The sequence below is a fragment of the Mesonia phycicola genome (assembly GCF_900141885.1).
Classification (GTDB): domain Bacteria; phylum Bacteroidota; class Bacteroidia; order Flavobacteriales; family Flavobacteriaceae; genus Mesonia; species Mesonia phycicola.
Genome location: NZ_FQYY01000003.1, coordinates 237,322 through 261,518, shown reverse-complemented (window position 1 = coordinate 261,518; position 24,197 = coordinate 237,322). Strand labels below are relative to the sequence as shown.

The following is a 24,197-nucleotide window of genomic DNA, read 5'->3' as shown; positions in this document are numbered from 1 at the left end:
TCATCTATAAATAAAACCAATCTATATGTTTAAACGATTTGTCTCTTTAGAATGGAAGCAGTTTTCGCGCTCTTCGTATTTTCAAAAAGGAATTGCTATAAAAATTCTTTTAGGGCTAGCTGCTTTATGGATGATTGCTTCCGCTTTAGTTTTGGGTGTTGCTGCGTTTTTTGGTATTCAAAAAGTAATGCCAGATAAAGACCCTATTACAGTGGTAAACAATTTTGTAATTTACTGGTTTTTAGCAGATGTTGCTTTTAGGTATTTCTTGCAGCAATTACCAGTTTTAAACATAAAACCTTATATGGTAATTCCAATAAAACGGAGTACTGTAATTCATTTTCTCTTGGGTAAAACAACCATATCGTTTTTTAATTTTTTACCGCTATTTTTCTTTTTACCATTTTCGGTACTTTTAATAATTAACGATTTTGCTGCGCTTCAAGTGATTGCTTGGTTTTTTTCTATGATATTTTTTACACTCTCTATCAATTACCTTAATTTTTTACTGAATAAAAATAACAAGGCTTTCTACCTTATTTTAACCTTGCTTATTGCAGCAATATTGTTAGAGTATTATGGTGTATACTCTATTACAGAGCCCGCAGGTTATTTTTTCAATACAATTTATAATAAGCCTTATGCTGTAATAATTCCGTTGCTATTAATGATCATCTTGTACCGTTTCAATTTTAAATTTATTCGAAAAGATTTTTACCTCGATGGCGCTATTTCTAAAGAAACAAAAGAAGTACATACGCAAGAGTTAACCTGGTTAAACCGTTTTGGGAAGGTAGCTCCGTTTTTAAAAAATGATGTACGAATGATTATTAGAAACAAACGACCAAAGCAAGTATTGTTTATGTCAGTTATATTTCTTTTCTACGGACTTATTTTTTACACGCAAGAAACCTATCAAGATATGCCTGCCTTTTTAGCATTTGCTTCTATGTTTATTACAGGTGGTTTTTTGATGTCTTTTGGGCAATTGGTGCCGTCTTGGGATAGCGAATATTATAAGCTGTTAATGAGTCAAAACATTCCGTACAGAGAATATTTAAAATCTAAATGGTTGTTAATGGCGGTAGCAGTAGTTATTTCTTTTATTTTGAGTACCCCTTATATTTATTTTGGATGGGATATTTATGGGATGATTGCTGCCGGAGCTTTGTTTAATATGGGATTAAACTCATTTATCACCTTGTATGGAGGCGTTTTAAACCGTGTGCCAATGGAATTAAATGTGAAAGCAAAAGCTTTTAGCAATACACAAGGATTTAATCCTACGCAATTACTTATTGCTTTACCAAAAATATTTGGACCAATGCTTATTTTTTATCTTCCGTACAAGTTTATAAATTTTGAAGCAGGTATTATAGCTTTAGCAATTTCAGGAATTTTAGGACTGGTGTTTACTAATTTTTTCTTGAATAAAATAGAAAAAGTTTACCAAAAAAATAAATATAAAACCATCGCAGCTTTTAGCGAAAAAAAATAAACAACTATGATTAGTGTAAGTAATTTAAGTAAAAGTTATAACGGTGTTAGCGTTTTAAATATAGAAAATTTAGATATTCCAGCAGGAGAATGTTTTGGATTGGTGGGTAATAACGGAGCGGGAAAAACTACCTTTTTTAGTTTACTGCTAGATCTAATTCAGCCCTCAAGCGGATATATTAAAAATAAAAATATAATTGTTAGTGAAAGTGAAGAGTGGAAACCATTTACCTCTTCTTTTATAGATGAAAGTTTTTTAATAGGTTACCTAACTGCAGAAGAATATTTCTATTTTATTGGCGATTTACGCGGGCAAACCAAAGCCGATGTAGATGAATTTTTAAAGCAATACGCAGATTTTTTTAATGATGAAATACTTCAGAAGAAAAAATACCTAAGAAATCTTTCTAAAGGAAATCAGAAAAAAGCAGGAATAATAGCAGCACTTATAGGGAAGCCAGAAATGGTTATTCTAGATGAACCTTTTGCCAATTTAGATCCAACCACACAAATTCGATTAAAAAAAATCATTAAAGATTTAGATGAAAATACAGAAACAACAGTACTTATTTCTAGTCACGATCTTATTCACGTAACCGAAGTTTGTAAGCGTATTGTAGTTTTAGATAAAGGAGAAAAAGTAAAAGACATACAAACTAGCCAAGCAACTTTAGAAGAATTAGAAGCGTATTTTAATAAATAGTATGTTTAATTCAAATTTTTGATATTTTGTGGTTTTAAATTTTAAACTCTCGTTTGAACAAAAGCTTAATTAAAGAAATTAATAATTAATATTCTTTAAATTCTTATAAAGAAACGTATTTTTACGCACTATCATACTAAAAGTGGTAAAACTTAGTTATCCAAATAGCTAATACTTAATGAATTTGAAGAAAAACAATTTTTCTATAAATAAACCTACCTTGTTAGCAATATTAGCATTGCTACTGGTAGCTTCTTGCTCAAGAAAAAAAAATAAATGGCTTAACCGTAACTTCCATGCTATGGGGGCTTACTACAATATTATCTACAATGGTAATCTAGCGCTAGATCTTGGTCAGCAAGAATTAGCGCAAACTTATACAGATAATTATTGGGAAATTCTACCTATAGAGCGTATGCAGGTAGAAGAAGAAACCAATAAACCAGGCCAAACAAAAAATCCTAATTTCGAAAAAGCAGAAGAAAAAGCTACAAAAGCTATTCAAAAACATAACATGCGTATTGCGGGAGAAGAATACAATCCGCAGATGGATGAAGCTTTTCTTCTTTTAGGAAAAGCCCGTTACTTTGATCAGCGTTTCTTCCCAGCTTTAGAAGCATTTAATTATATAATTACAGATTACCCAGAGAGTGATAGGTTAATTACCGCTAGAGTATGGCGAGAAAAAACCTATATGCGTATGGGTAATAATGAGCTGGCGTTACAAAACTTAAGAAAATTATTTGAAGAAGAAGTAGAGTTTGAAGACGAAGATTTAGTTAGTGCTTCTGCCGCAATAGCACAAGCATATTTAAATTTAGACGAGAAAGAAAAAGCTATTACGCCGTTAAATAACGCCATTGAGTTTACAAACTCTAACGAAGAAAAAGGAAGATTTTTATTTATCAAAGGTCAAATCTATGATAGATTAGGAGAGATAGATAGCGCTAATAAAGTATTTGATGAGGTTATTGCTTTAAAAAGGAAGACTCCAAGAGTATATATGATTAATGCATATATAGAAAAAGCTAAAAATTTTGATTACGATACAGAAGATCAATTAGCTTTTAGAGAGTTATTAGAAGAAATGCAGCTAAATAGAGAAAACAGACCTTTTTTAGATAAAATATATTACCAAATAGGTCAGTTTTATAAAGCTACAGATTCCATAGAAGGTTCTGTAGAATATTATAATAAATCTTTAAGAACAGATCTGCAAGATCAATACTTACGTTCTAGAAATTACCTAACCTTAGGGGATATTAATTTTGATTATACCGAGTATAAAATAGCAGGTGCTTATTACGATAGTACTTTAATCAATCTGCCAGATAATACCAGAGAGTACAGAGCTATTAAAAAGAAAAGAGAAAATTTAGACGATGTTATTCTTTATGAAGATATAGCAGATAAAAATGATAGTATTCTAGGTTTGGTAGCAATGTCTAGTGAAGAACGCTTAGCTTATTTTGAAAAAGTAACTTCAGAAATGAAGCAAAAAGCTATTGAAGAAGCAGAACGTTTAAAAAGAGAAGGAGAAGATCAATTAGTATCTAACCCTTTTGGCTCTACCCAAAGTACAGCAGGAGGTAGTGGTAAATCTACTTTTTATTTTTACAATGAAAATCAAGTTACCAGAGGGTTAAAAAAGTTTAATAAAACCTGGGGAGATAGAGAGTTAAAAGATAATTGGAGATATGAAGCCGGCTCTGGCGCTAAAGGAAAAGAAGAAGAATTAGAAGAAGAGGAAGAAGATTATCTTGCAGCTATAGAGAATGATCCCGCTTTTAACCCGCAAACTTATATAGCTACTATCCCTTCTGAAGAGAAAGTAATAGATAGTTTAAAAAGAGACAGAAACTTTGCCTATTATCAATTAGGGGTAATTTATAAAGAAAAGTTTAAAGAATATGAGTTAGCAGCAAATAAGCTAGAAACTTTACTTCAAAATAATCCGCAAGAAAGATTAATTCTTCCTTCTAAATATAATCTGTACAAGATATACGAAATAATGGGAGATACGGCTTCTGCAGAAAAATGGAAGCAAAACATTTTGTCTCAACATGCAGATTCTCGTTATGCTAGTATTTTACGTAATCCGCGCTCTTTAAGAGATGATGAGAGTAGTCCAGAAGCAGTCTATACTTCTGTATACAGAAAGTTTCAGGCAGAGCAATATAAAGAGGTGATAGCAGATTCAGAAAAGTATATAGAACTTTTTACAGGAGAAGACATTGTACCAAAATTTGAATTACTAAAAGCAACTGCCAGTGGAAGATATAGCGGCTTTAAAGCTTATGAAAGCGGACTAAATTATGTTGCGTTAACTTACCCACAAAGTGAAGAAGGTAAAAAAGCAGAACAAATAGTAAAAACATCACTACCTAAATTAAAAATAACCACATTTACTAAAGATGCTCAAGAAGAAGATTTTAAATTAGTTTATCCATTCTCTACTAACGAAAAAGAATTAGCTTTAGAACTTCAAAAATCAATAGACTTAGCATTACAAGAATTAGGCTACTCTCAACATTATACATCTTTAGATTTTTATACAGAAAATCAATTATTTGTAATAGTGCATAATTTAAAAAGTAATTTAGGAGCAGAAGGTTTGGGAGAATTGCTTTCAAAAGAAAAAGCATATAACATAACAAATAACAATTTTGGTATATCTACAGCTAACTATAAAATAATTCAAATACATAAAAACCTGAATGCTTATCTTTCGGAGCGTTCAAAATAAATTATTCAATTATGTTTTCAGATAATAAAAAAAGTAAAAGTAACTCTTCAGATGCTATGAAAGAACAAAATAGAATTGCTCAAGGCACAACAATTACAGGTAATATTGAAGGAAAAGGTAGTTTTAGAATAGAAGGGAAGTTAGAAGGTACTTTAGTAACAGCAGGAAAAATAGTTGTAGGTAAAACAGGATATATTGATGGTGAAGTAGAGTGTGAAAACGCTGATTTTGAAGGAAAATTTACAGGCAAATTAGTAGTAAAAGATACCTTAAGTTTAAAATCATCTGCACATATAGAGGGAGATGTAATTATTGGAAAATTAGAAGTAGATCCAGGGGCAACATTTAATGCAACTTGTTCTATGAAAGGTGAAGTAAAATCTCTTAATGAAGAAAGAAAAGGAGCAAAACGAAAAGAAGGAAGAACCGCTTAATTCATACGTTAAGTTTGCAGGCTTAGGCATTCAAATGGTCTTAGCTATAGTGTTAATGACGTTTGGAGGCGTTTGGTTAGATAGTAAATTTGAGTCTATTTCACCATTTGCAACAATCGTTGGTTCTTTAATTGGTGTATTTATAGCGCTTTATGTGGTTTATAAAGAAGTCAAATCCATGTAATTTTTTTAATAAATGAAAGCTAGTTTTTTAAAACTTACCACATACTTAGTGATTTTAACGCTTATGTTGGTGGCAATACAATATGCTATTTTATACTTTACAACCGTAACTTTGTTTTATGCCGTTTGGCAAATTTACCTATTCCATTTTGTATTAGCATTTATGACTTGTAGTCTCTTGCTATTCTTTGCGTCTATAGATAAGTCTAAATCTGGAATTGTATTTATAGTCTGTAGTTTTTTAAAAATGGTAGCTATGGTTGTATTTCTTCTTCCTATGATGCTTCATTCTAAATTAGATATGTTTTCTAACTTAATGATAATTCTTATTCCTTACCTAATATACCTAACATTTGAAACACTGTATGTTAATAAACTTTTAAACCAAAACTAAACCTTTGTTTATCAGTTAATTAATTATAGTTTTTTATTCTTTGTAAAAAATACGTGTACAGGCTTTCAGATAAAAATTAAAAAATTATCTTTGCAGCGAATTTTAAGCCCTTAATTTAAGTATAAAAGGTATTTATGAGAGCCAGTAATTTATTTAGAAACCTTGTTTTGCTTACTCTAGTAGTTTTTCTAGGTGGTGTTTCAAGTTACGCTTCAGAAAAGTCTTTAGAAGAGGCTGAAAAAGAATTTAATCCAACAGATATGATAATGCATCATATTGGAGATTCACACGGGTGGCATTTCTTTGGGGCAGATGAGGCAGCGGTAACATTGCCTTTACCTGTTATTCTTTATACAGATTCTGGTGTAGTTTCTTTTATGTCTTCAGAATTTCATCATGATATTACGGGGCATCACGTTGTTGAAAAAGACGGGAAGCACTTTGTGAATTTGCACGAAGATATTTATATGTTAAATGAAGGGGAGCATGCGGTTAAATTTGATGAAGATCATCATCCAATTAATGCAGTAAAGCCTTTAGATCTTTCAGTTACTAAAAACGTTGCGGCAATGTTTTTAACTGTAATTATAATGTTAATCGTTTTCTTGAGCCTATCAAAAAAGCTGAAGAAAACGAAAAAAGCTCCAAAAGGTCTTAATAATGCATTAGAAGCTTTAGTTTTATTTGTTAGAGATGATATTGCTAGACCTCAGATTGGAGAAAAAAAATATAAAAAATTTATGCCATTTTTATTAACGGTGTTCTTTTTTATATGGATTACTAACTTGTTAGGTCTTTTTCCTGGAGCAGCCAATGTAACTGGTAATATTTCTATTACAGTTTCTTTAGGGTTAATTACTTTAGTCTTGATGCTTGTAAATGGTAATAAAGAATTTTGGCAACATACTTTATGGATGCCAGGTGTACCTGGTTTTGTAAAACCTATATTAGCTATTGTAGAGCTTTTAGGTTTGTTTGTAAAGCCTATTGCATTAATGATTCGTCTTTTTGCTAACATCACTGCGGGACACATTATTATTTTAAGTTTACTAGGTTTAATATTTATTTTAGAAAGCGCTGGAGTTGCAGGTGTTTCTGTGCCTTTTGCGTTATTTATATCAGTTTTAGAATTACTTGTAGCATTTTTACAAGCATTTATATTTACTATGCTGTCAGCCTTATTTATAGGGATTTCAGTTGCAGAACACGAAGATCATTAATTTTTAATTTTTAATTTTTTTACTATGGAGTTATTATATGTTGGTTTAGCAGCTTTAGGAGCTGGTTTAGCAGTTGTTGGAGCCGGTTTCGGTGTTGGTAAAATCGGTGCTTCTGCAATGGAGGCTATCGCTCGTCAACCAGAAGCGGCTAGTAAAATCCAAACAGCTATGATTATTGCTGCTGCACTTATTGAAGGTGTTGCACTTTTTGGAGTAGTTGCTGCCTTACTAGGTGTTTTAAAGTAAAAATTCTTTAAACTTATTCGTGACGGTTGGTCACGAATAAGTTTATTAATTAAAGTATTAAAAATTATTATTTAATAATATTATGGAATTAATTACTCCTGAAATTGGTTTAATAGTTTGGCAAACGGTAGTGTTTGTTATTCTTGTATTGTTATTAGCAAAATTTGCCTGGAGACCAATACTTAATTTAATAGAAGAAAGAGAAACTTCTATTAATGAAGCATTAGAGTCTGCTGAAAATGCAAAGATTGAGATGAAAAATCTTAAATCTACCAACGAGCGTTTAATCAAAGAAGCTCGTGAAGAGCGTGATGCAATGCTTAAAGAAGCTCGTGAAATTAAAGATAAAATGATTGCTGATGCATCTGTAGATGCAGAACAAAAAGCAGACAGTATTATATCAAAAGCACAAGAAGCTATTGCTGCAGAAAAACAAGCGGCATTATCAGAAATTAAAGCACAAGTAGCTAACTTATCTATAGAAATTGCAGAAAAAGTAGTGAAAAGAGAATTAGCCAACAAAGAAGATCAAATGAGTTTGGTAGATAGTATGCTTGATGAAGTTAAGTTAAACTAAGATTATGGCAAGTAGTAGAGCAGCACAACGTTACGCAAAAGCTTTGTTAGATTTAGCAGAAGAGCAAAAAAATGAGCAAACTGTAAATCAAGATATTCGTGATATTCATCAAACTTTGTTGAATAGCCAAGAATTGCGTAATGTGCTAAAGAGTCCGGTAATAAAACCAGATTCTAAAGTAGCATCATTACAAGCTATTTTTAAAGACGTATCTGTAACAGTTAAAAATTTATTTCAAGTTTTAGTCAACAATAACAGAATAGCAGATTTAAATTTAGTGACAACTAAGTTTATAGAGCTTTACGATGAAAGAAATAATATTAAAGTAGCTGTTGTTACTACAGTAGAGCCTTTAACTCCAGAAATGGAAGCTAAAATTCTTTCTAAAGTGAAAAGCTTAACAGATAGTAAAGTGACTTTAAAAAACAAAATTGATAAAGAAATTTTAGGAGGTTTTGTATTAAGAGTTGGAGATCAACAATACGACGCTAGTATTAAAGGCAAATTAAACGCTTTAAAAACTAGATTTAAAAATAAAGCACACGTTTAAAATTAAATATAAACAGTATACTTATTTATACTATTCATAATAATTAATTATGGCAGAAGTGAACCCTGCTGAAGTATCAGCAATATTAAAAGAACAACTATCAGGATTTGAAGCACAAGCTTCTTTAGACGAGGTAGGAACAGTATTGACTGTTGGTGATGGTATCGCTAACATTTACGGTCTTGCAAACGCTCAATACGGAGAACTTGTTGAGTTTGAAGGAGGTTTAGAAGGAATGGTACTTAACCTTGAAGAAGATAATGTTGGGGTGGTACTTTTAGGGTCTTCAAAACTAATTAAAGAAGGTGATACTGTAAAACGTACACAACGTATTGCTTCTATTAACGTAGGAGAAGGTATTGTTGGTCGTGTGGTAGATACTTTAGGAAGTCCTATTGATGGTAAAGGTGCTATCACAGGAGAAACTTTTCAAATGCCATTAGAGCGTAAAGCTCCTGGTGTAATATATCGTGAGCCAGTTACAGAACCAATGCAAACAGGTATTAAATCTATTGATGCTCTTGTTCCTGTAGGTAGAGGTCAGCGTGAGTTAGTAATTGGTGACCGTCAAACAGGTAAAACTACGGTTTGTATTGATACCATTCTTAACCAAAAAGAATTTTACGATGCAGGTAAACCAGTTTACTGTATTTATGTAGCTATTGGTCAAAAAGCTTCTACTGTTGCAGGTATTGCAAAAACTTTAGAAGATAGAGGTGCTTTAGCTTACACAACTATTGTTGCAGCAAACGCATCAGATCCTGCTCCAATGCAAGTATACGCTCCTTTTGCAGGTGCAGCTATTGGAGAGTACTTTAGAGATACTGGTCGTCCTGCATTAATCATTTATGATGATTTATCTAAGCAAGCAGTTGCTTACCGTGAGGTATCTTTATTATTACGTCGTCCACCAGGACGTGAGGCGTACCCTGGAGATGTTTTCTACCTTCACTCAAGATTATTAGAGCGTGCAGCTAAGGTGATCAATGATAATGACATCGCTAAAGGAATGAACGATTTACCAGACTCTTTAAAAGATAAAGTAAAAGGTGGTGGTTCTCTTACAGCATTACCAATTATTGAAACACAAGCAGGTGACGTTTCTGCATATATTCCTACCAATGTAATTTCTATTACAGATGGTCAGATATTCTTAACTTCAGATTTATTTAACTCTGGTGTACGTCCGGCAATTAACGTAGGTATTTCTGTATCTCGTGTAGGAGGTTCTGCTCAGATTAAATCAATGAAGAAAGTAGCAGGTACTTTAAAATTAGATCAAGCACAATACCGTGAGCTAGAAGCTTTCGCTAAGTTTGGTTCAGATTTAGATGCTTCTACTTTAAGTACTATAGAAAAAGGTAAACGTAACGTAGAGATCTTAAAGCAAGCTCAAAACGACCCTTACCCAGTAGAAGATCAGATTGCTATCGTTTATGCAGGTTCTAAAAACTTGTTAAAAGATGTACCTGTAGAGAAAGTAAAAGAATTTGAAGTAGATTATTTAGAATATCTTAAAGCGAAGCATAGAGATACTTTAGATACACTTAAAGCAGGAAAATTAACTGATGAAGTTTTAGAAGTATTAAGAAACGCAGCATCAGAAATTTCAGCAAAATATAAAAAGTAGATTTTAGAAATGGGTATTAGAAACTTTTCTAATACTCATTTACTATAACTTATTACTCATAATATGGCTAATTTAAAAGAATTACGTAGTAGAATTACCTCGGTTTCTTCAACCATGCAGATTACCAGTGCCATGAAAATGGTTTCTGCTGCAAAGTTGAGCAAAGCCCAAGATGCTATTACTGCCATGCGTCCTTACTCAGATAAATTAACTGAGCTTTTACAAAGCCTTAGTGCTAGTTTAGAGAAAGGGAGCGAAAGTAAATACTCAGAGCAACGCGAGGTAAAAAAAGTTTTAGTAGTAGCTATTTCTTCTAATCGTGGTTTAGCCGGTGCTTTTAATACCAATATCATAAAAGGAGTAAAATCTTTATATGAAGAAGAATTAAAAGGAAAAGAGGTAGAATTATATACTATTGGTAAGAAAGCAAATGATATACTAAAAAAATTATTTACAGTTCGTACACATAACGTAGATATTTTTGATCATTTAGAATTTGATGATGTTGCAGTAATTGCTGAAGATATCATGAAATCTTTTGTTGAGGGTAGTTATGATAAAGTAATGATTGTTTACAATAGCTTTAGAAATGCAGCTACGCAAATTGTTACCAAAGAGCAATTTTTACCAATTGTACCTATAGAAAAAAGCGAAGAAGAAGTAACATTAGATTATATCTTTGAGCCAGAAAAAGATAAGATTGTGGAAGAGTTAATCCCTAAATCTTTGAAAATTCAGTTATACAAAGCTTTAAGAGATTCTTTTGCATCAGAGCACGGTGCACGTATGACAGCAATGCATAAAGCTACAGATAACGCAACAGAGTTAAGAGATTCATTAAAATTATCTTACAACAAAGCTCGTCAAGCATCAATTACTAACGAGATTTTAGAAATTGTTGGAGGAGCAGAGGCTTTAAATAACTAGATAATCAAAATTATAAAACGTAAAACCTCGAAATATTTCGGGGTTTTCTTTTTATATATAATACAGAAATCCTTTAAATTTCAATACATTTAAATATTATCAAACAGTATTAATTTGGGTACATTAAAAAGATTTTTTCAAGATACATTTATCTATGGTTTAGCTACTGTGCTACCAAGATTAATGTATTTTTTATTGATAAGATTGCATACAGATACGCTAGAAAATGCTAGCTATTCAGATAATACTACGTTCTATATTTATGCTGCTTTTTTTAATGTTTTACTTACTTATGGAATGGAAACCTCTTTTTTTAGGTTTTTCACTCACGATAAAAAAAATAAATCAAAAATATTTTCTACTGCATTAATAAGCCTTACGGTTACAACTCTCGTTATATTTACCTTAGTCTTGTTATTTAATAAAGAAATTGCAGATTTTTTTAAGCTCAACTTAGTCTATTTCAATTTTCTACTTGGTGTTTTAGCTCTAGATACTTTAGTAGTAGTCCCTTTTGCTTATTTAAGAGCTTCAGGCAAACCTTTTAAGTTTTCCCTAATTAAATTAAGTAATGTTTTTATTTACGTATTACTTAATTATTTCTTTTTGTGGGCTATCCCTAAGTACAATATTCATTTTATGGAATCGTTTAAAAGTGAGCCTGTACAGTATGTTTTTATTTCCAATTTAGCAGCTAGTGCATTTACTTTTATTTTGTTATTGCCTTATTTTTTTAGAACAAAACTAGAATTTAGCACTTCTATTTTAAAAAAATTACTGTCTTATGGTTGGCCTATCATGGTTGCAGGAATGGCTTATGTGATTAATGAAAATTTTGACAAATGGTTACTGCCTCAATTATTAGGTAAAGATGTAAATGGAGCCTACAGTGCTTGTTATAAAATAGCGGTTTTTATGACTATTTTTATACAAGGTTTTAGGCTAGGTGCAGAGCCTTTCTTTTTTAGCCATGCAAAAGAAAAAAATGCCAAAACAACCTATGCTTTTGTAATGAAGTATTTTGTGATTTTAGGTAGTTTAATGCTTTTATTTGTTACTGTTTATTTAGATTGGTTTAAACAAATGTTAGTAGCTAATAGCTCTTACTGGGTTGCTATAAGTATTGTTCCTGTGGTATTGCTTGCTAATTTGTTTTTAGGAATTTATTTTAATTTATCTATTTGGTACAAGCTTATAGATAAAACTAGATTTGGTATGTATCTCTCTTTAATAGGAGCGTTAATAACTATAATACTCAACTATTTATTAATTCCTATAATAGGTTTTATGGCATCTGCTTATACAACATTAATTGCTTACAGCTCTATGGTGGTTATTTCATATTTATTAAGCAGAAAATATTACGCAGTACCTTATGATTTAAGTAGAATATTAATGTATTTAATACTTTCTACATCATTTGCATTTACTTCATTTTATGTATTTGATAACCATAAATTAATAGGAACCTTATTACTTTTCCTATTTTTGGGAATAATCTATGTAAAAGAGAAAAAAGAAATTATTCAATTATTACAATCTTAATACTATGACTATAAAAATCATCAATAAATCTAATCACGACTTGCCAAGTTATGAAACTATAGCATCTGCAGGAATGGATTTACGTGCTAATTTAGAAGATCAAGTTATCTTAAGTCCATTAGATCGAATTATTGTAAAAACGGGTCTATTTATGGAGATTCCGGTTGGTTATGAAGCACAAGTGCGCCCAAGAAGTGGTTTAGCAGCTAAAAAAGGAATTACTGTTTTAAATGCTCCAGGAACTATTGATGCAGATTATAGAGGAGAAATAGGAGTAATTTTAGTCAATCTTTCTAAAGAAGCGTTTGTAATTAAAGATGGAGAGCGTATAGCTCAACTAGTAATTGCAAAACACGAGCGCGTAGAGTTTGAACAAGTAGAAGTATTAGAAGAAACTGCTAGAGGAGAAGGTGGTTTTGGTAGTACTGGTGTGTAAATTCAACATCCATCACAATTTTTAATTTTTAAATCTAACAAATGAAAATAATAGTTCCAATGGCGGGTAGAGGTTCTCGTCTTCGTCCACATACCTTAACAGTTCCAAAACCATTAATTCCTGTTGCAGGAGAGCCAATTGTTCATCGTTTAGTAAAAGATATAGCAAAAGTGTTAAAACAACCAATAGAAGAGGTTGCTTTTATACTTGGTGACCCAGCATTTTTTGGACAAGATGTGGTAGATAGTTTAGAAAAATTAGCACAAAATTTAGGAGCAAAAGCTTCTATTTATAGACAAGATCAACCTTTAGGTACAGGTCACGCTATTATGAGTGCAAAAGATTCTCTTTCTGGTCCAGCAGTTGTCGCTTATGCAGATACGTTGATTAAAGCTGATTTTGAGTTAGATGAAAAAGCAGATGCGGTTATTTGGACCAAAAAAGTGGCTAATCCAGAAGCTTACGGAGTGGTAAATTTAAATGAAAAAGAAGAAATTATTGAATTGGTAGAAAAGCCAGAAAGCTTTGTAAGTGACCAAGCAGTGATAGGTATTTATTATTTTAAAGATATTGCCGTATTAAAAAGTAAATTACAAGAAGTTTTAGAAGAAAACTTAATGCACGGTGGGGAATACCAAATTAATGATGGTATTAAAAAGATGATGGCAGATGGTAAAATATTTAAAACAGGAACGGTAGATGAGTGGATGGACTGCGGAAATAAAAATGTTACCGTAGAAACGAATGGAAAAATGCTGAATTTCTTAAAGGCAGACGGAGAAGAGTTAGTATCTACTTCTGCAAGTCTAGAAAATTCAGAAATTATAGAGCCTTGCTATATTGGAGAGAATGTGGTAGTAAAAAATTCAACTATTGGCCCAAATGTATCTATAGGAGACAACTGTGTGGTAGAAGATAGTGAGATTAAAAACTCGTTAATTCAAACCAATTCCAGCATAAAAAATGCTAATTTAGATAATTCTATGATTGGTAATCACGCAAAATACGATGGTGAATATTCACAAATTAGTATAGGAGATTACTCTGTGTTAGAATAATTTTTGATTTAAATTATAAAATTTAATCCTGTTTTTTGGTAAATAAAAATTTACATAGCCTATTTCTTTTCTTCGGATTTTTTTTCGGAACAGTTGCTGGTTCCATAGCTCAAAATAATAATACAGATTCGCTAGCTATTGCAAAACAAGAAGTAAACAGAGATAATTTAGGTAATGTAAATGATGTTTTTCAAGAAAATTTCTTCCAAGCTTTAGCACAACGAGGAATAGAAAATTATGATAAAGCAGTATTAGCCTTGCAAAAATGTCAAGACTTACAACCAAGTAATAGTGCAGTTTTGTTTGAGTTAGGTAAAAACTATAAATCTTTAGAAGAATTTACTAACGCAGAAAAATATTTGCTAAAAGCTCTTTCTAATAAAAAAGAAAATAAAGATATTCTCACAGAGCTTTACGATGTGTATTATCTTACTCAAAACTATCCCAAAGCAATAGAGATAGCTGCTAAATTGAGTAAATATAACATAGATTATTATGAAGATTTGGCTAACCTTTACGTGCGTACACAAAATTACAATAAAGCATTACAAGCGTTAGATTATATAGATGCAGAAGATGGGCAAAGTGATTATAGGGATGCTTTAAGAGCCAAAATTTTTAATGAAAATCCAGATAAATCTTTAGAAGAAGAATATTTAGAAAATAAGCTAACACAAGCACCAACAGAAATAGATAGTTACTTAGCGCTTATTTATTTTTACGCTAATCAGCATGAGAGTAAAAAAATGTATCAGGTAACAGAAGATTTATTAAAAGTATATCCTAACTCTAAAGAAGCTCATTACGCACTTTATAAAAAATATTTAGCAAAAAATAATACTGAGGCTGCGGTTAACTCTATACAAATAGCTTTAGAGAGTGATATAAATACAAGCTTAAAAAAAGAAGTAATTAGTGATTTTGTACGGTTAGTAAATAAAAACCCAGCTTACGAAGAGCAATTAATAAAAACCTTAGATAAACAACTAGAAAAAGGTAAAAATAATAGTGAGCTAGCTAATTTTTATAAAGGGAAAGATAATACCAAAGCTATTGCAAATCTAGAAGCGGTATTAAAAGAAAAACCTACAGATTTTGCAGCAGCTAAAGATTTAATGCTTTTGTATTTAGATGAAAAGCAGCCACAAAAAACTATTGATTTAGCAGAAGAATTTATGGCAATTTACCCTTCACAACCATTAATTTATTTGGTGACAGGAGTTGCAGAAAATACATTAGAAAATTATAAAGAAGCAGAAGAAATGCTACTGATGGGCTTAGATTTTTTAATTGATAATCCGCAAATGGAATCAGATTTTTACAAACAACTCTCTGTTGCTTATCAAGGGTTAGGCAATGCTTCTGAAGCAGAAAAATTTATAAAAAAGTTAGACCAACTTAAAAAAATACCGTAATTAATGCAACACATACATAAGTTAACCTTTTTACTAATTAGTCTTTTAATTATTTCTTGCGGACCAAAAAAAACGGCAGCAGAAAAAAAGGCAGATGAAACTAAAGTAAATGTAATAAAGCAAAACCTTGCCACAACCCCAAGTTTTAAAACACTACAAGGTAGGTTAAAAGGTAGTTATGATGATGGTGATGACAGTCAGTCTATCTCTGTTAGTATAAGAATAGAAAAAGATAAAAGTATATGGCTAAGCGCCAAACTAGCAGGTATTATCTCGTTAGCAAAAGTATTGGTTACCCCAAATCGAGTTCAGTTTTATGAGAAAATAAACGGCTCTTATTTTGATGGTGATTTTAGCTTGTTAAGTAAATGGTTAGGTACAGATTTAGATTTTAATAAAGTACAGAATTTGTTAATAGGTCAACCCATTTATGAGTTAAAAGCAAAAGACTACGAAATTTCTTCTACACAAAGAGGTTACCAATTATCTTCTATAGAAAAAGCAACTATTGCAAAATCTTTTTTAATAGATTTATTAAGTTTTAAAACCAAAGCTCAACAACTAAATAGACCAGAAGAAAACCAAGGAGTAACAATTACTTATGATGATTATTTTGGTGAAGAAAGTTATGGTATGCCAAAGAATATAACTATTATAGCTAACCAAGCCAGTGGTACCACTAAAATAAATATAGATTATCGTTCGTTAGAGTTTAATGAACCAGTAACTTTTCCGTTTGAAATTCCATCTGGATACGAAGAAATTGTAATTGAATGAAATCACTTTCACTAAAATATATTATTTGCTTTCTATTAGTTATAGGGGTTTCATCCGTAGGGTTTTCTCAAACTAGTACAAGAGCAAAGTTAGAAAAACAACGTTTGGCCTTAAGAAAAGAAATAAGTCAAATAAGCAGTTTATTAGCTAATAATAAGCAAAAACAACAATCTGTTTTAACTCAAGTAGAAGATTTAGATAAACGCATTAGAGCAACAGAAAGTTTAATAAGAGTAACCAATCAAGAAGCTAATCTATTAACTAAAGAGATAAATACCAATATTAATAAAATAGAGAAGCTACGTAAAGATTTAGAGAAGCTTAAAGAAGATTATGCTAAAATGATTCAGAAATCATATAAAAGTAAATCTAACCAAAGCAGAATTATGTTTCTTTTTTCTTCAGAAAATTTTCTACAAGCCTATAAGCGTTTGCAGTATATGAAGCAATACACAGCATATAGAAAGAAACAAGGCATACAAATTCAAGAACAAACGCAATTACTACAAAAACTTAATAAAGATTTAGTAGAGCAACGTAAAGCAAAAGAAGAATTATTAGCACAAAACAGAATTACACAAAGTAAGCTTCAAGAAGATAAAAAGCAACAGCAGGAGTTAGTGGCTTCTATTAGAAAGAAAAGTGGTGATTTTGAGTTAGAATTAAAAAAGAAACAACAAGAGGTTTCTAGAATAGATAGAGAAATAGATAGGTTAATTAAAGAAGCGATTGCTGCAGAAAATAAAAAGAAAGGTTCTACATCTACAAGTGAGTTTAAGCTAACACCAGAAGCAAAAGTACTTGCAGCCAATTTTACGGCTAATAAAGGTAAATTACCTTGGCCAGTAAAATCTGGAGTAGTTTCTATGAAGTTTGGTACACACCCTCACCCTATAGTTAAATCTGTGCAAGTAAAAAGTGATGGTGTTAGAATAGAAACTAATGAAGATGAGCCAGTAAGAGTTGTTTTTAATGGAGAAGTTTTTAAGATACAGGCTATAAAAGGAGCGAATAAAGCAATTTTTGTTATTCACGGAGACTATTTGAGCGTTTACAATAATCTTTCAGAAATTAATGTAGAAGTAGGGGATAAACTCACTACAAACCAGGTGATAGGAAGAGTAGGAAAGGGTACCGCTACAGGAAGACCTACATTAAGTTTTTTAATTTATAAAAACACTCAAGCACTTAATCCAGCACATTGGATTTATAAAATGTAGAAAAAGTTATTATGTACATAAAAAAGTCCGAAGGAAAATCTCCTTCGGACTTTTTTATAGGTTCTATTATAAATTACAAGAAGTGGCTTTCCCTTTTGTTAACTGAATTAATGTTGTTAATGTAAACAAATTCTGTAACTCAATAGAACAATAATTACAATATAGATTTAGCCTATATTTTCTACCACCCAATCTAAATCTTCTTTTTTAGCAGAAATAAGCTGTAAAGTATCATTTGCTTCCAGTTGTGTACTACCTTCTGGTACAAAATAATTGTCGTTTCTTATAATCATTACTACCAATGTGTTTTTAGGTAGTTTTAATTCATATAATTTTTGTCCAACTCCTGGGCTGTTCTTTTTTAGAATAACCTCAGCAGATTCGGTTTTAGATTCATCAGAAAATTCAAAAGCACGTGCTTTTTTAAGCATTTTAACGCTAGTATCTTCAACACTTAGCCATTTAGCCATTTTTACTATAGTAGTGCCTTGTAGCATAATAGAAACTAGTGTAACTATAAAAACTATATTAAAAATTAATTCTGCTTTTTCTAGTCCAGCTACAATAGGGAAAGTGGCAAAAACAATTGGTACAGCACCTCTTAAACCTACCCAAGAGATAAAAACTTTACTTTTAAAAGGCACTTTAAAAAACATTAAGCTTATAAAAACACTTAAAGGCCTAGCTACAAAAATTAAGAATAAAGCAACTGCTAAACCAGTTATTATATTTGGTACTATATGAGAAGGGAAAACTAGCAACCCGAGCGTTAAAAACAAGATAATTTGCATTAACCACGCAAACCCGTCAAAAAATTGACGTAGAGAATTTTTTCTTATCAATTTGCTATTTCCTAAAATTACAGAAGAGATATATACCGCTAAAAAACCATTACCGTAAAGAACTTCTGTAAGTGAATAGATAATAAAACTGAGAGCAATACCTAACACAGGGTATAAACCTTCAAAATCTAACTCTATTCTGTTAATTAAAGACTTGCTTAATTTACCCAATACAAAACCAGCAATAGCACCAATACTTATTTGCATAATTAATTGCAATATAGAAGAAGCTGCATCAAAATCTTGTGCTACTACTATACCGGTAAACAAAGTGGTTAAGAAATACGCCATAGGGTCATTACTTCCACTTTCTAGCTCAAGCATAGGTCTTATGCCATGTTTTAAATTAACGTTGTTAGAGCGCAGAATAGAGAATACAGCAGCAGCATCTGTAGAAGATACTATGGCGCCTAATAAAAGAGCTTCAATTAACGTAAAATCTAATAAGTAATAGGTAAATAAACCCACAGAGCCTGCAGTTATAAAAACCCCTAAAGAGGCAAGAATACCTCCTTTATACATAATTGGTTTAACAGCATCCCAGCGAGTGTCTAGTCCCCCAGAAAATAGAATTACATTTAAAGCAACAATCCCAATAAATTGAGCAATTATAGGACTATCAAAATTTATTTTTAATAAGCCCTCAGAGCCAGCTAACATCCCTACTGCTAAAAATAAAATTAGGGTAGGCACGCCAAAGCGATAAGAGGTTTTACCTGCTAAAATACTAATAAGTAATAGCAATGAGCCAACTAATATAATGTGTGATATAGCCATTTATGGTTTTATAAATTCTATGGTTTTAAAAACTACTTTACTTAAATCTGTAGATAAATTTGCTTCGTGCCAAGGGTGTTTGGTATTAAAAACATGATCACTATCTTCAATAGTTACTAAGCGGCTTTTTTTATTAATAGAGTTTAATTTTTCAGCTTCAGAAAAGTTTACTGTAGAATCGTTTTCTGCATGAATTATTAAATATGGAATTGTTAATTTTTTGACGGCTTTTTGTATAGAGAAGCGTTCTTTATTTGCTTCAAAATCTTCAAAAAACTGAATGTGATGAGGCATTTGCTGCTTAGTTCTACCATTTTCTACATAGATAAACTTGTTTTTTTTCCATTCTTTTAATTGTTCATCTTGCGGAAATCTAGAACCAAAATCTGAAACGCTATTCCAGGTAATTAATTTTTTCACATATTTTTCTTCTGCAGCTTTTATGGCTGTAACGCCACCACCACGACTGTGACCTATTAAATTTAAGTTTCTAACATCTGCGTTTGCATGAAATTCTTTGGTAATAGTAATCCAATCAATTACAGTTTGCAAGTCATCTAACTGTTTAGTGAAATTATCTTGAGCAAAAGCTTCTAGATCTGTAAAATCTATTGGGTTTTCTGGTGTGCCTCCGTTATGAGAAAAATTAAATTTGATAAAGAAAAAGCCTTCCTCTGCAAATTTTTCTGCAACTAAATCCCAAGCACCCCAGTCTTTAAACCCTTTGTAACCATGGCAAAATATAACTATTGGTTTTGGGGTTTGTGTAGGTTTAAAGAAAACATCTGTAACTATTGGTTTTTGATGCTTGCCTTTTAGCAAAAAATTTTTTTCTCTTATCATTTTATACTTCTTTTTCTTCAAATGGAATTTCAGGATTAAAAATCTCTAAAATTAATTTTATTAGTTCTTTTTCAAACTTCTCTAATACTTCATTGTTTATATTATTAGATTTTTCATTTATAAAAGGTAAAAATCCTGCGTTTAAGTTTTTAAATGATATAATACCAGCTTCTGCATCTGTAAAATTATTGCTTGTAAAAATCATTTTAGCATAACAAAGTACTTGAAAAGCTTTGGCATACTTATAGTCTGTGGTTAACAGGTTCCAATCATTTATTTTTAGGTCTGATTTTTCTACTTTTCCTGTTTTATAGTCTATTATTCTAAGTTTTTCATCTATATAATCTACACGGTCTACTTTACCGCCTATAAAAACATCAAAATCTAATTCTGAAATATCTATTTTGCATTTCAGTTTATTTTCTACTTCTTTTATGCTAATGGTGTGTTGCTCTAACTCTGCCAACTCTTTGTTTAGAAAATTACTGATATAGCGTTTAGCAATTTCATAAATAATAAGGTTTTTTCCTTTATTTATAGGTGCTTGTTTGTAAGTATTTTTAAATTCTAATTGTACTTGAGATACTATATTCTTTTTCATAATTAAGAGATCGTTTTTGGTAATCTCTTTATTTTCAAAAGGTTTGTAAAACTTCTCTAAAGTATCGTGTACTACAGTACCTAATGTGTTTGCTGCTACCGTTTCTTCAACCTCTTCTGTATCTTTTATATTAAGTACGTAGTTTTTATAAAAATCTAACGGATTTCTAATGTAGCTTGTTAACGCAGATGGAGAAAAACCGTGTTGAGCTAATTTTTTTAGCTTCTCAATAACCTCAGGAGATTTTTGTATTTTTTTAAGCTCTCTTTTTCTTGGTGGAACAAATGGATTTAAAAACTGCGTGTTTGGCCTATTGTTTTTTGGTGACTCGATTTCTAATTGAGTAATAAATCTACTTTTTTCACCGCTATTAAGTCCGCTAGGCTCCGTGTTATATAGTATATGAATATTTTTAGCACGTTGTAATAACCTATAAAAGTGATAGGTGTAAATGGCATCTTTTTCTTTATAAGTAGGTAAACCGTATTCTTTTTTTAAATCAAATGGAATAAAAGAATTACTACTTTTTCCTGCAGGAAGAACTCCTTCATTCACAGAAGAAATAATTATATTTTCAAAATCTAAAACCCTAGTTTCTAACATCCCCATTAATTGAAGTCCGTCAAAAGGTGAACCACTAAAATCTAGAGATTCTGTAGCTAAAGAATCTTTGTAAATTCTATGTAATGATTTTATCGTTGTAATTGGGCTATTAGTTTCTACCAAGTTCAGAATTTTGATAAATAGTTTATGAAAGTGGTATAAATACTCTGTTTCTAAAGGCTTTTCTGTACTGTTTTGGTACCTTAAAGATTGTGTAAATACAACCAATGCTTTTAGTAAAGCAACGGGTTGCTCGTGTTTTATTAAAATTGGAGAAAGCAGTTTTTTAGTTTCTTGAGTAGAGAGGCTTAATATTTGCTCTTTAGTAAGGTAAACCAAGTTTTCTTGATGAATTTGCAGCTGAAGCTCTTTAGATACTTCTCCTAATTTATTTAATACAAAAGGGTGATTTAGTATTTCTATAATAGGTTTGTAGTAGTATTGCTCTGTAGGAAGCTGTTGTAACTCAAATATTATTTCAAAAAGGGCGGCAAGTGGAGTGTCTTTTAAAGGTAACCCCATGGTAATATTTACTTTCTCTATGGTTTGTGGTAAAGAGTTAAGTAGTGGGTTTAGTAAACCTTCATCATTTAATATAATAGCTGTTTTACTTAATTGCTCTACTGGTATTGTACTCAAAATTTGAGCGGTTTGTTTTGCTTGTCCTATATTTTTTGGGATACCATAAATTTGTACATTTTTGTCTTCGGTATAATATGTGGGTAGGTTTTTAAAACCATTTTGTTGTTTGTAATAACTCCAATTATCGGCGTAGTTTCTTAAAAATAAAGAAGCTTCATGTTGCTTATCATTGTAAAAGTAAGCATCAGTATCCCAAAATATTTCCCCTTTACCTTTTTCTAAAATATACTGAAATATTTGTTGTTCTGCATTATTAAGAGCGTTAAACCCTATTAAAATAAACTGATGATTATTTTTTTGGATGTATTCTTCAATTTTTTCTGAAGCAACTCTATACATTAAACCCTGATAGGCTTCTTGATCTTCTATAAGTTGTTCTTTAAAATCTCTATAGTAATTAGGAATATTGTTCCAAAAAGCAAGATAATTTTTGATTAAATCTGTCTGTGGGTTACTTAATGCCCAGTGATTTATATCTTGTATTCTAGAGAGGTAAGAGAAAAAATGATTTACATCAATAAGATAACGGTCTATCTCATTAAAATCATAAACTAAAGTTTGTGCCCATCCGTAAAAAATATCAAACTCTTCTTGATCTTTTTTGGGAGTCAGTTTTTTATAAGTGTTATAAAACTTAAAAAGACTCTGTGTATTATCTATAGGTTTTAGAGAAGATATTTTTTCAATAAATTCTTCTGTACTTAAAACTTCTGGAGAAAATATAGATTTTTTGACATTGCTTTTTAAAACGTTTTTTAAATAACTACCTGCTCTTTTACTAGGAAGTATAAAGGTGGTTTTAGTTAAATCAAAATTCTTTCTTTCTAGTAGTTTTTCTACTGTTTCTTCTATAAAGGTTTTCATAGTCTAAAAATAAAAAAACGCCTCAGATAACTGAGGCGTTTAAATTTATTTCTAAGAAAAAATTTCTTATTTCTCTCTGTTCTTTTCTAATGATACTTCTACACGTCTGTTTTGTTGTCTTCCTGCAGCAGTTTTGTTAGTTGCAATTGGACGAGACTCTCCGTATCCTTCAGAAGTTACTCTACTAGCATCGATACCATCTTCTTCAACTAAGTATTTTCTTACAGAAGCAGCTCTGCTTTGAGAAAGTTTTAAGTTGAATGCATCACTACCTTGACTATCTGTGTGACCTTCAATATGGAATACAGTAGAAGGGTACTCATTCATAATTTCAGAAATAGCATCTAAAGCTTCGTAAGATTCTTTTCTGATTGAAGATTTTCCTAAATCAAATAAGATAGTTTTAGAGTATTCGTTTAGTTCGTTGATAATTTCAACAGTTACTTCAGGACATCCGTTGTTAGCTTTAGTTCCAGCAACTTCAGGACATTGGTCATCTTTATCTAAAACACCATCGTTATCAGCATCTAAGTAAGGACATCCGTTGTTAGCAGCAGGACCAGCTTCTTGAGGACATTTATCTTCGCTATCTTTAACACCATCGTTATCAGCATCTGGACATCCGTTTAATGCTTTTAAACCAGCAACGTTTGGACACTCATCTTGAGGATCTGCAACACCGTCACCATCAGTATCAGCACAACCATTAAATTCAGCAGAACCAGCTACATCTGGACAAGCATCATCTTTATCAGCAATACCATCACCATCAGAATCAGGACAACCGTTAAATTCTTTTAAACCAGCAACTTCAGGACATTCGTCTTCGTCATCGTAGATTCCGTCACCATCAGTATCAGTTCCTCCAAATGCAATTTTAATACCTGCAGAATGTTGGAAGTGTTTGTTATAACCTTCGTCAAATGCATACTTGTATTTAGACTCAACAGTAAAAGCAATGTTATCTGTAAACCAGAAGTTGAAACCAAGACCAGCATTACCAGTACCAAAACCTTCATCATCTAACCAAGTATAACCACCACCTACAGATAAATAAGGATCAAACCAACCGCTTTCGTTGATTAAATCTCTAAAGCTATAAGTTGCAGCAGCATCTAAACCATAGTAAGTTAAATCGTCTGCAGAGATATCTCCAAACTTGTCAATTCTGTTGATAGAACCAGCAATTTCTCCAGAAAAACCTGCTCCAATGTATCTTCCTACTGTTAATTTAGAAACAGAAGGTAAAATGTTCCAGTGCTCATCTACACCAAAATAATTTTCAAACATACCTCCTTGTGGAGCGTCTTCTCCAACTGGATAAAAGTCAACGGCATTGACACCAATACCAATTGCCCAAGGGTTGTCTTTTGATTGAGCTTGCATTGTTTTGCAACCTAAAACAACCATAGTAACTAATAAAAATCTGCTAAGATGTTTCATATAAAAAGTGTTTAATTTTTAAAT

General features: G+C 31.4%; 22 protein-coding genes. 18 read left to right on the top strand and 4 right to left on the bottom strand.

What is annotated here, in order from left to right; genetic code table 11:
- Positions 1-25: 25 nt before the first annotated feature.
- The 18 genes from BUC03_RS05780 (at position 26) to BUC03_RS05695 (ending at position 17,558) form a co-directional block, all read left to right on the top strand.
- On the top strand, positions 26-1,498 hold the full coding sequence (locus BUC03_RS05780) for a DUF5687 family protein (RefSeq protein WP_073149191.1): 1,473 nt from the start codon (positions 26-28) through the stop codon (positions 1,496-1,498).
- 6 nt (positions 1,499-1,504) lie between these two features.
- Entirely contained in the window at positions 1,505-2,200 is a 696-nt protein-coding gene (locus BUC03_RS05775) for an ABC transporter ATP-binding protein (RefSeq protein WP_073149189.1), read from the top strand.
- A 178-nt stretch (positions 2,201-2,378) separates the two neighbouring features.
- A complete protein-coding gene (porW, locus tag BUC03_RS05770) occupies positions 2,379-4,946 on the top strand; it encodes a type IX secretion system periplasmic lipoprotein PorW/SprE (RefSeq protein WP_073149187.1) in 2,568 nt (855 codons plus the stop codon).
- A gap of 11 nt (positions 4,947-4,957) precedes the next feature.
- Positions 4,958-5,380 carry a bactofilin family protein gene (locus tag BUC03_RS05765; protein ID WP_073149184.1) on the top strand — a complete coding sequence of 141 codons (423 nt, stop codon included), beginning with the start codon at positions 4,958-4,960 and terminating at the stop codon, positions 5,378-5,380.
- On the top strand, positions 5,334-5,564 hold the full coding sequence (locus tag BUC03_RS05760) for an AtpZ/AtpI family protein (RefSeq protein WP_073149182.1): 231 nt from the start codon (positions 5,334-5,336) through the stop codon (positions 5,562-5,564). Before BUC03_RS05765 ends, BUC03_RS05760 begins: the two co-directional genes overlap by 47 nt.
- Before the next feature lie 12 nt (positions 5,565-5,576).
- Positions 5,577-5,957: a DUF6168 family protein gene (locus tag BUC03_RS05755; RefSeq protein WP_073149180.1), complete on the top strand. Its 381-nt coding sequence runs from the start codon at positions 5,577-5,579 to the stop codon at positions 5,955-5,957.
- 134 nt (positions 5,958-6,091) lie between these two features.
- Complete coding sequence (gene atpB, locus BUC03_RS05750; protein ID WP_073149178.1) at positions 6,092-7,177, top strand: F0F1 ATP synthase subunit A; 1,086 nt, start codon at positions 6,092-6,094, stop codon at positions 7,175-7,177.
- A 24-nt stretch (positions 7,178-7,201) separates the two neighbouring features.
- The gene (atpE, locus tag BUC03_RS05745; protein WP_073149176.1) at positions 7,202-7,423 is read left to right on the top strand and encodes an ATP synthase F0 subunit C; all 222 of its coding nucleotides are present in this window, start codon (positions 7,202-7,204) and stop codon (positions 7,421-7,423) included.
- Between the two features lie 82 nt (positions 7,424-7,505).
- Entirely contained in the window at positions 7,506-8,000 is a 495-nt protein-coding gene (locus BUC03_RS05740) for a F0F1 ATP synthase subunit B (RefSeq protein WP_073149174.1), read from the top strand.
- Positions 8,001-8,004: 4 nt separating this feature from the next.
- Positions 8,005-8,550 carry an ATP synthase F1 subunit delta gene (gene atpH / locus BUC03_RS05735; RefSeq protein ID WP_073149172.1) on the top strand — a complete coding sequence of 182 codons (546 nt, stop codon included), beginning with the start codon at positions 8,005-8,007 and terminating at the stop codon, positions 8,548-8,550.
- 49 nt (positions 8,551-8,599) lie between these two features.
- Positions 8,600-10,180 carry a F0F1 ATP synthase subunit alpha gene (gene atpA / locus BUC03_RS05730; protein ID WP_073149170.1) on the top strand — a complete coding sequence of 527 codons (1,581 nt, stop codon included), beginning with the start codon at positions 8,600-8,602 and terminating at the stop codon, positions 10,178-10,180.
- A gap of 63 nt (positions 10,181-10,243) precedes the next feature.
- Positions 10,244-11,107: an ATP synthase F1 subunit gamma gene (gene atpG / locus BUC03_RS05725; RefSeq protein WP_073149168.1), complete on the top strand. Its 864-nt coding sequence runs from the start codon at positions 10,244-10,246 to the stop codon at positions 11,105-11,107.
- 114 nt (positions 11,108-11,221) lie between these two features.
- Positions 11,222-12,652, top strand: coding sequence for a lipopolysaccharide biosynthesis protein (locus BUC03_RS05720; RefSeq protein ID WP_073149167.1), 1,431 nt, complete (start codon positions 11,222-11,224; stop codon positions 12,650-12,652).
- Positions 12,653-12,656: 4 nt separating this feature from the next.
- Positions 12,657-13,088, top strand: a complete 432-nt coding sequence (gene dut, locus BUC03_RS05715) for a dUTP diphosphatase (RefSeq protein ID WP_073149165.1) — start codon at positions 12,657-12,659, stop codon at positions 13,086-13,088.
- Between the two features lie 41 nt (positions 13,089-13,129).
- Positions 13,130-14,146 carry a sugar nucleotidyltransferase gene (locus BUC03_RS05710; RefSeq protein ID WP_073149162.1) on the top strand — a complete coding sequence of 339 codons (1,017 nt, stop codon included), beginning with the start codon at positions 13,130-13,132 and terminating at the stop codon, positions 14,144-14,146.
- A 35-nt stretch (positions 14,147-14,181) separates the two neighbouring features.
- A complete protein-coding gene (locus BUC03_RS05705) occupies positions 14,182-15,561 on the top strand; it encodes a tetratricopeptide repeat protein (RefSeq protein ID WP_084112820.1) in 1,380 nt (459 codons plus the stop codon).
- Between the two features lie 3 nt (positions 15,562-15,564).
- Positions 15,565-16,338: a lipoprotein insertase outer membrane protein LolB1 gene (locus BUC03_RS05700; protein WP_073149160.1), complete on the top strand. Its 774-nt coding sequence runs from the start codon at positions 15,565-15,567 to the stop codon at positions 16,336-16,338.
- Positions 16,335-17,558, top strand: coding sequence for a murein hydrolase activator EnvC family protein (locus BUC03_RS05695; protein WP_073149158.1), 1,224 nt, complete (start codon positions 16,335-16,337; stop codon positions 17,556-17,558). Before BUC03_RS05700 ends, BUC03_RS05695 begins: the two co-directional genes overlap by 4 nt.
- Positions 17,559-17,725: 167 nt before the next feature.
- Here the strand turns inward: BUC03_RS05695 and BUC03_RS05690 are convergent, their stop codons facing one another.
- The 4 genes from BUC03_RS05690 to BUC03_RS05675 form a co-directional block, all read right to left on the bottom strand.
- Positions 17,726-19,177, bottom strand: a complete 1,452-nt coding sequence (locus BUC03_RS05690) for a potassium/proton antiporter (RefSeq protein ID WP_073149157.1) — start codon at positions 19,175-19,177, stop codon at positions 17,726-17,728.
- Positions 19,178-20,020, bottom strand: coding sequence for an alpha/beta hydrolase family protein (locus BUC03_RS05685; RefSeq protein ID WP_073149155.1), 843 nt, complete (start codon positions 20,018-20,020; stop codon positions 19,178-19,180). It abuts the gene before it with no gap.
- A gap of 1 nt (position 20,021) precedes the next feature.
- Positions 20,022-22,730 (bottom strand): PD-(D/E)XK nuclease family protein, encoded by a 2,709-nt coding sequence (locus BUC03_RS05680; protein WP_073149153.1) that lies wholly within the window; start codon positions 22,728-22,730, stop codon positions 20,022-20,024.
- Positions 22,731-22,796: 66 nt separating this feature from the next.
- A complete protein-coding gene (locus BUC03_RS05675; protein WP_073149151.1) occupies positions 22,797-24,173 on the bottom strand; it encodes an OmpA family protein in 1,377 nt (458 codons plus the stop codon).
- Positions 24,174-24,197 lie beyond the last annotated feature (24 nt).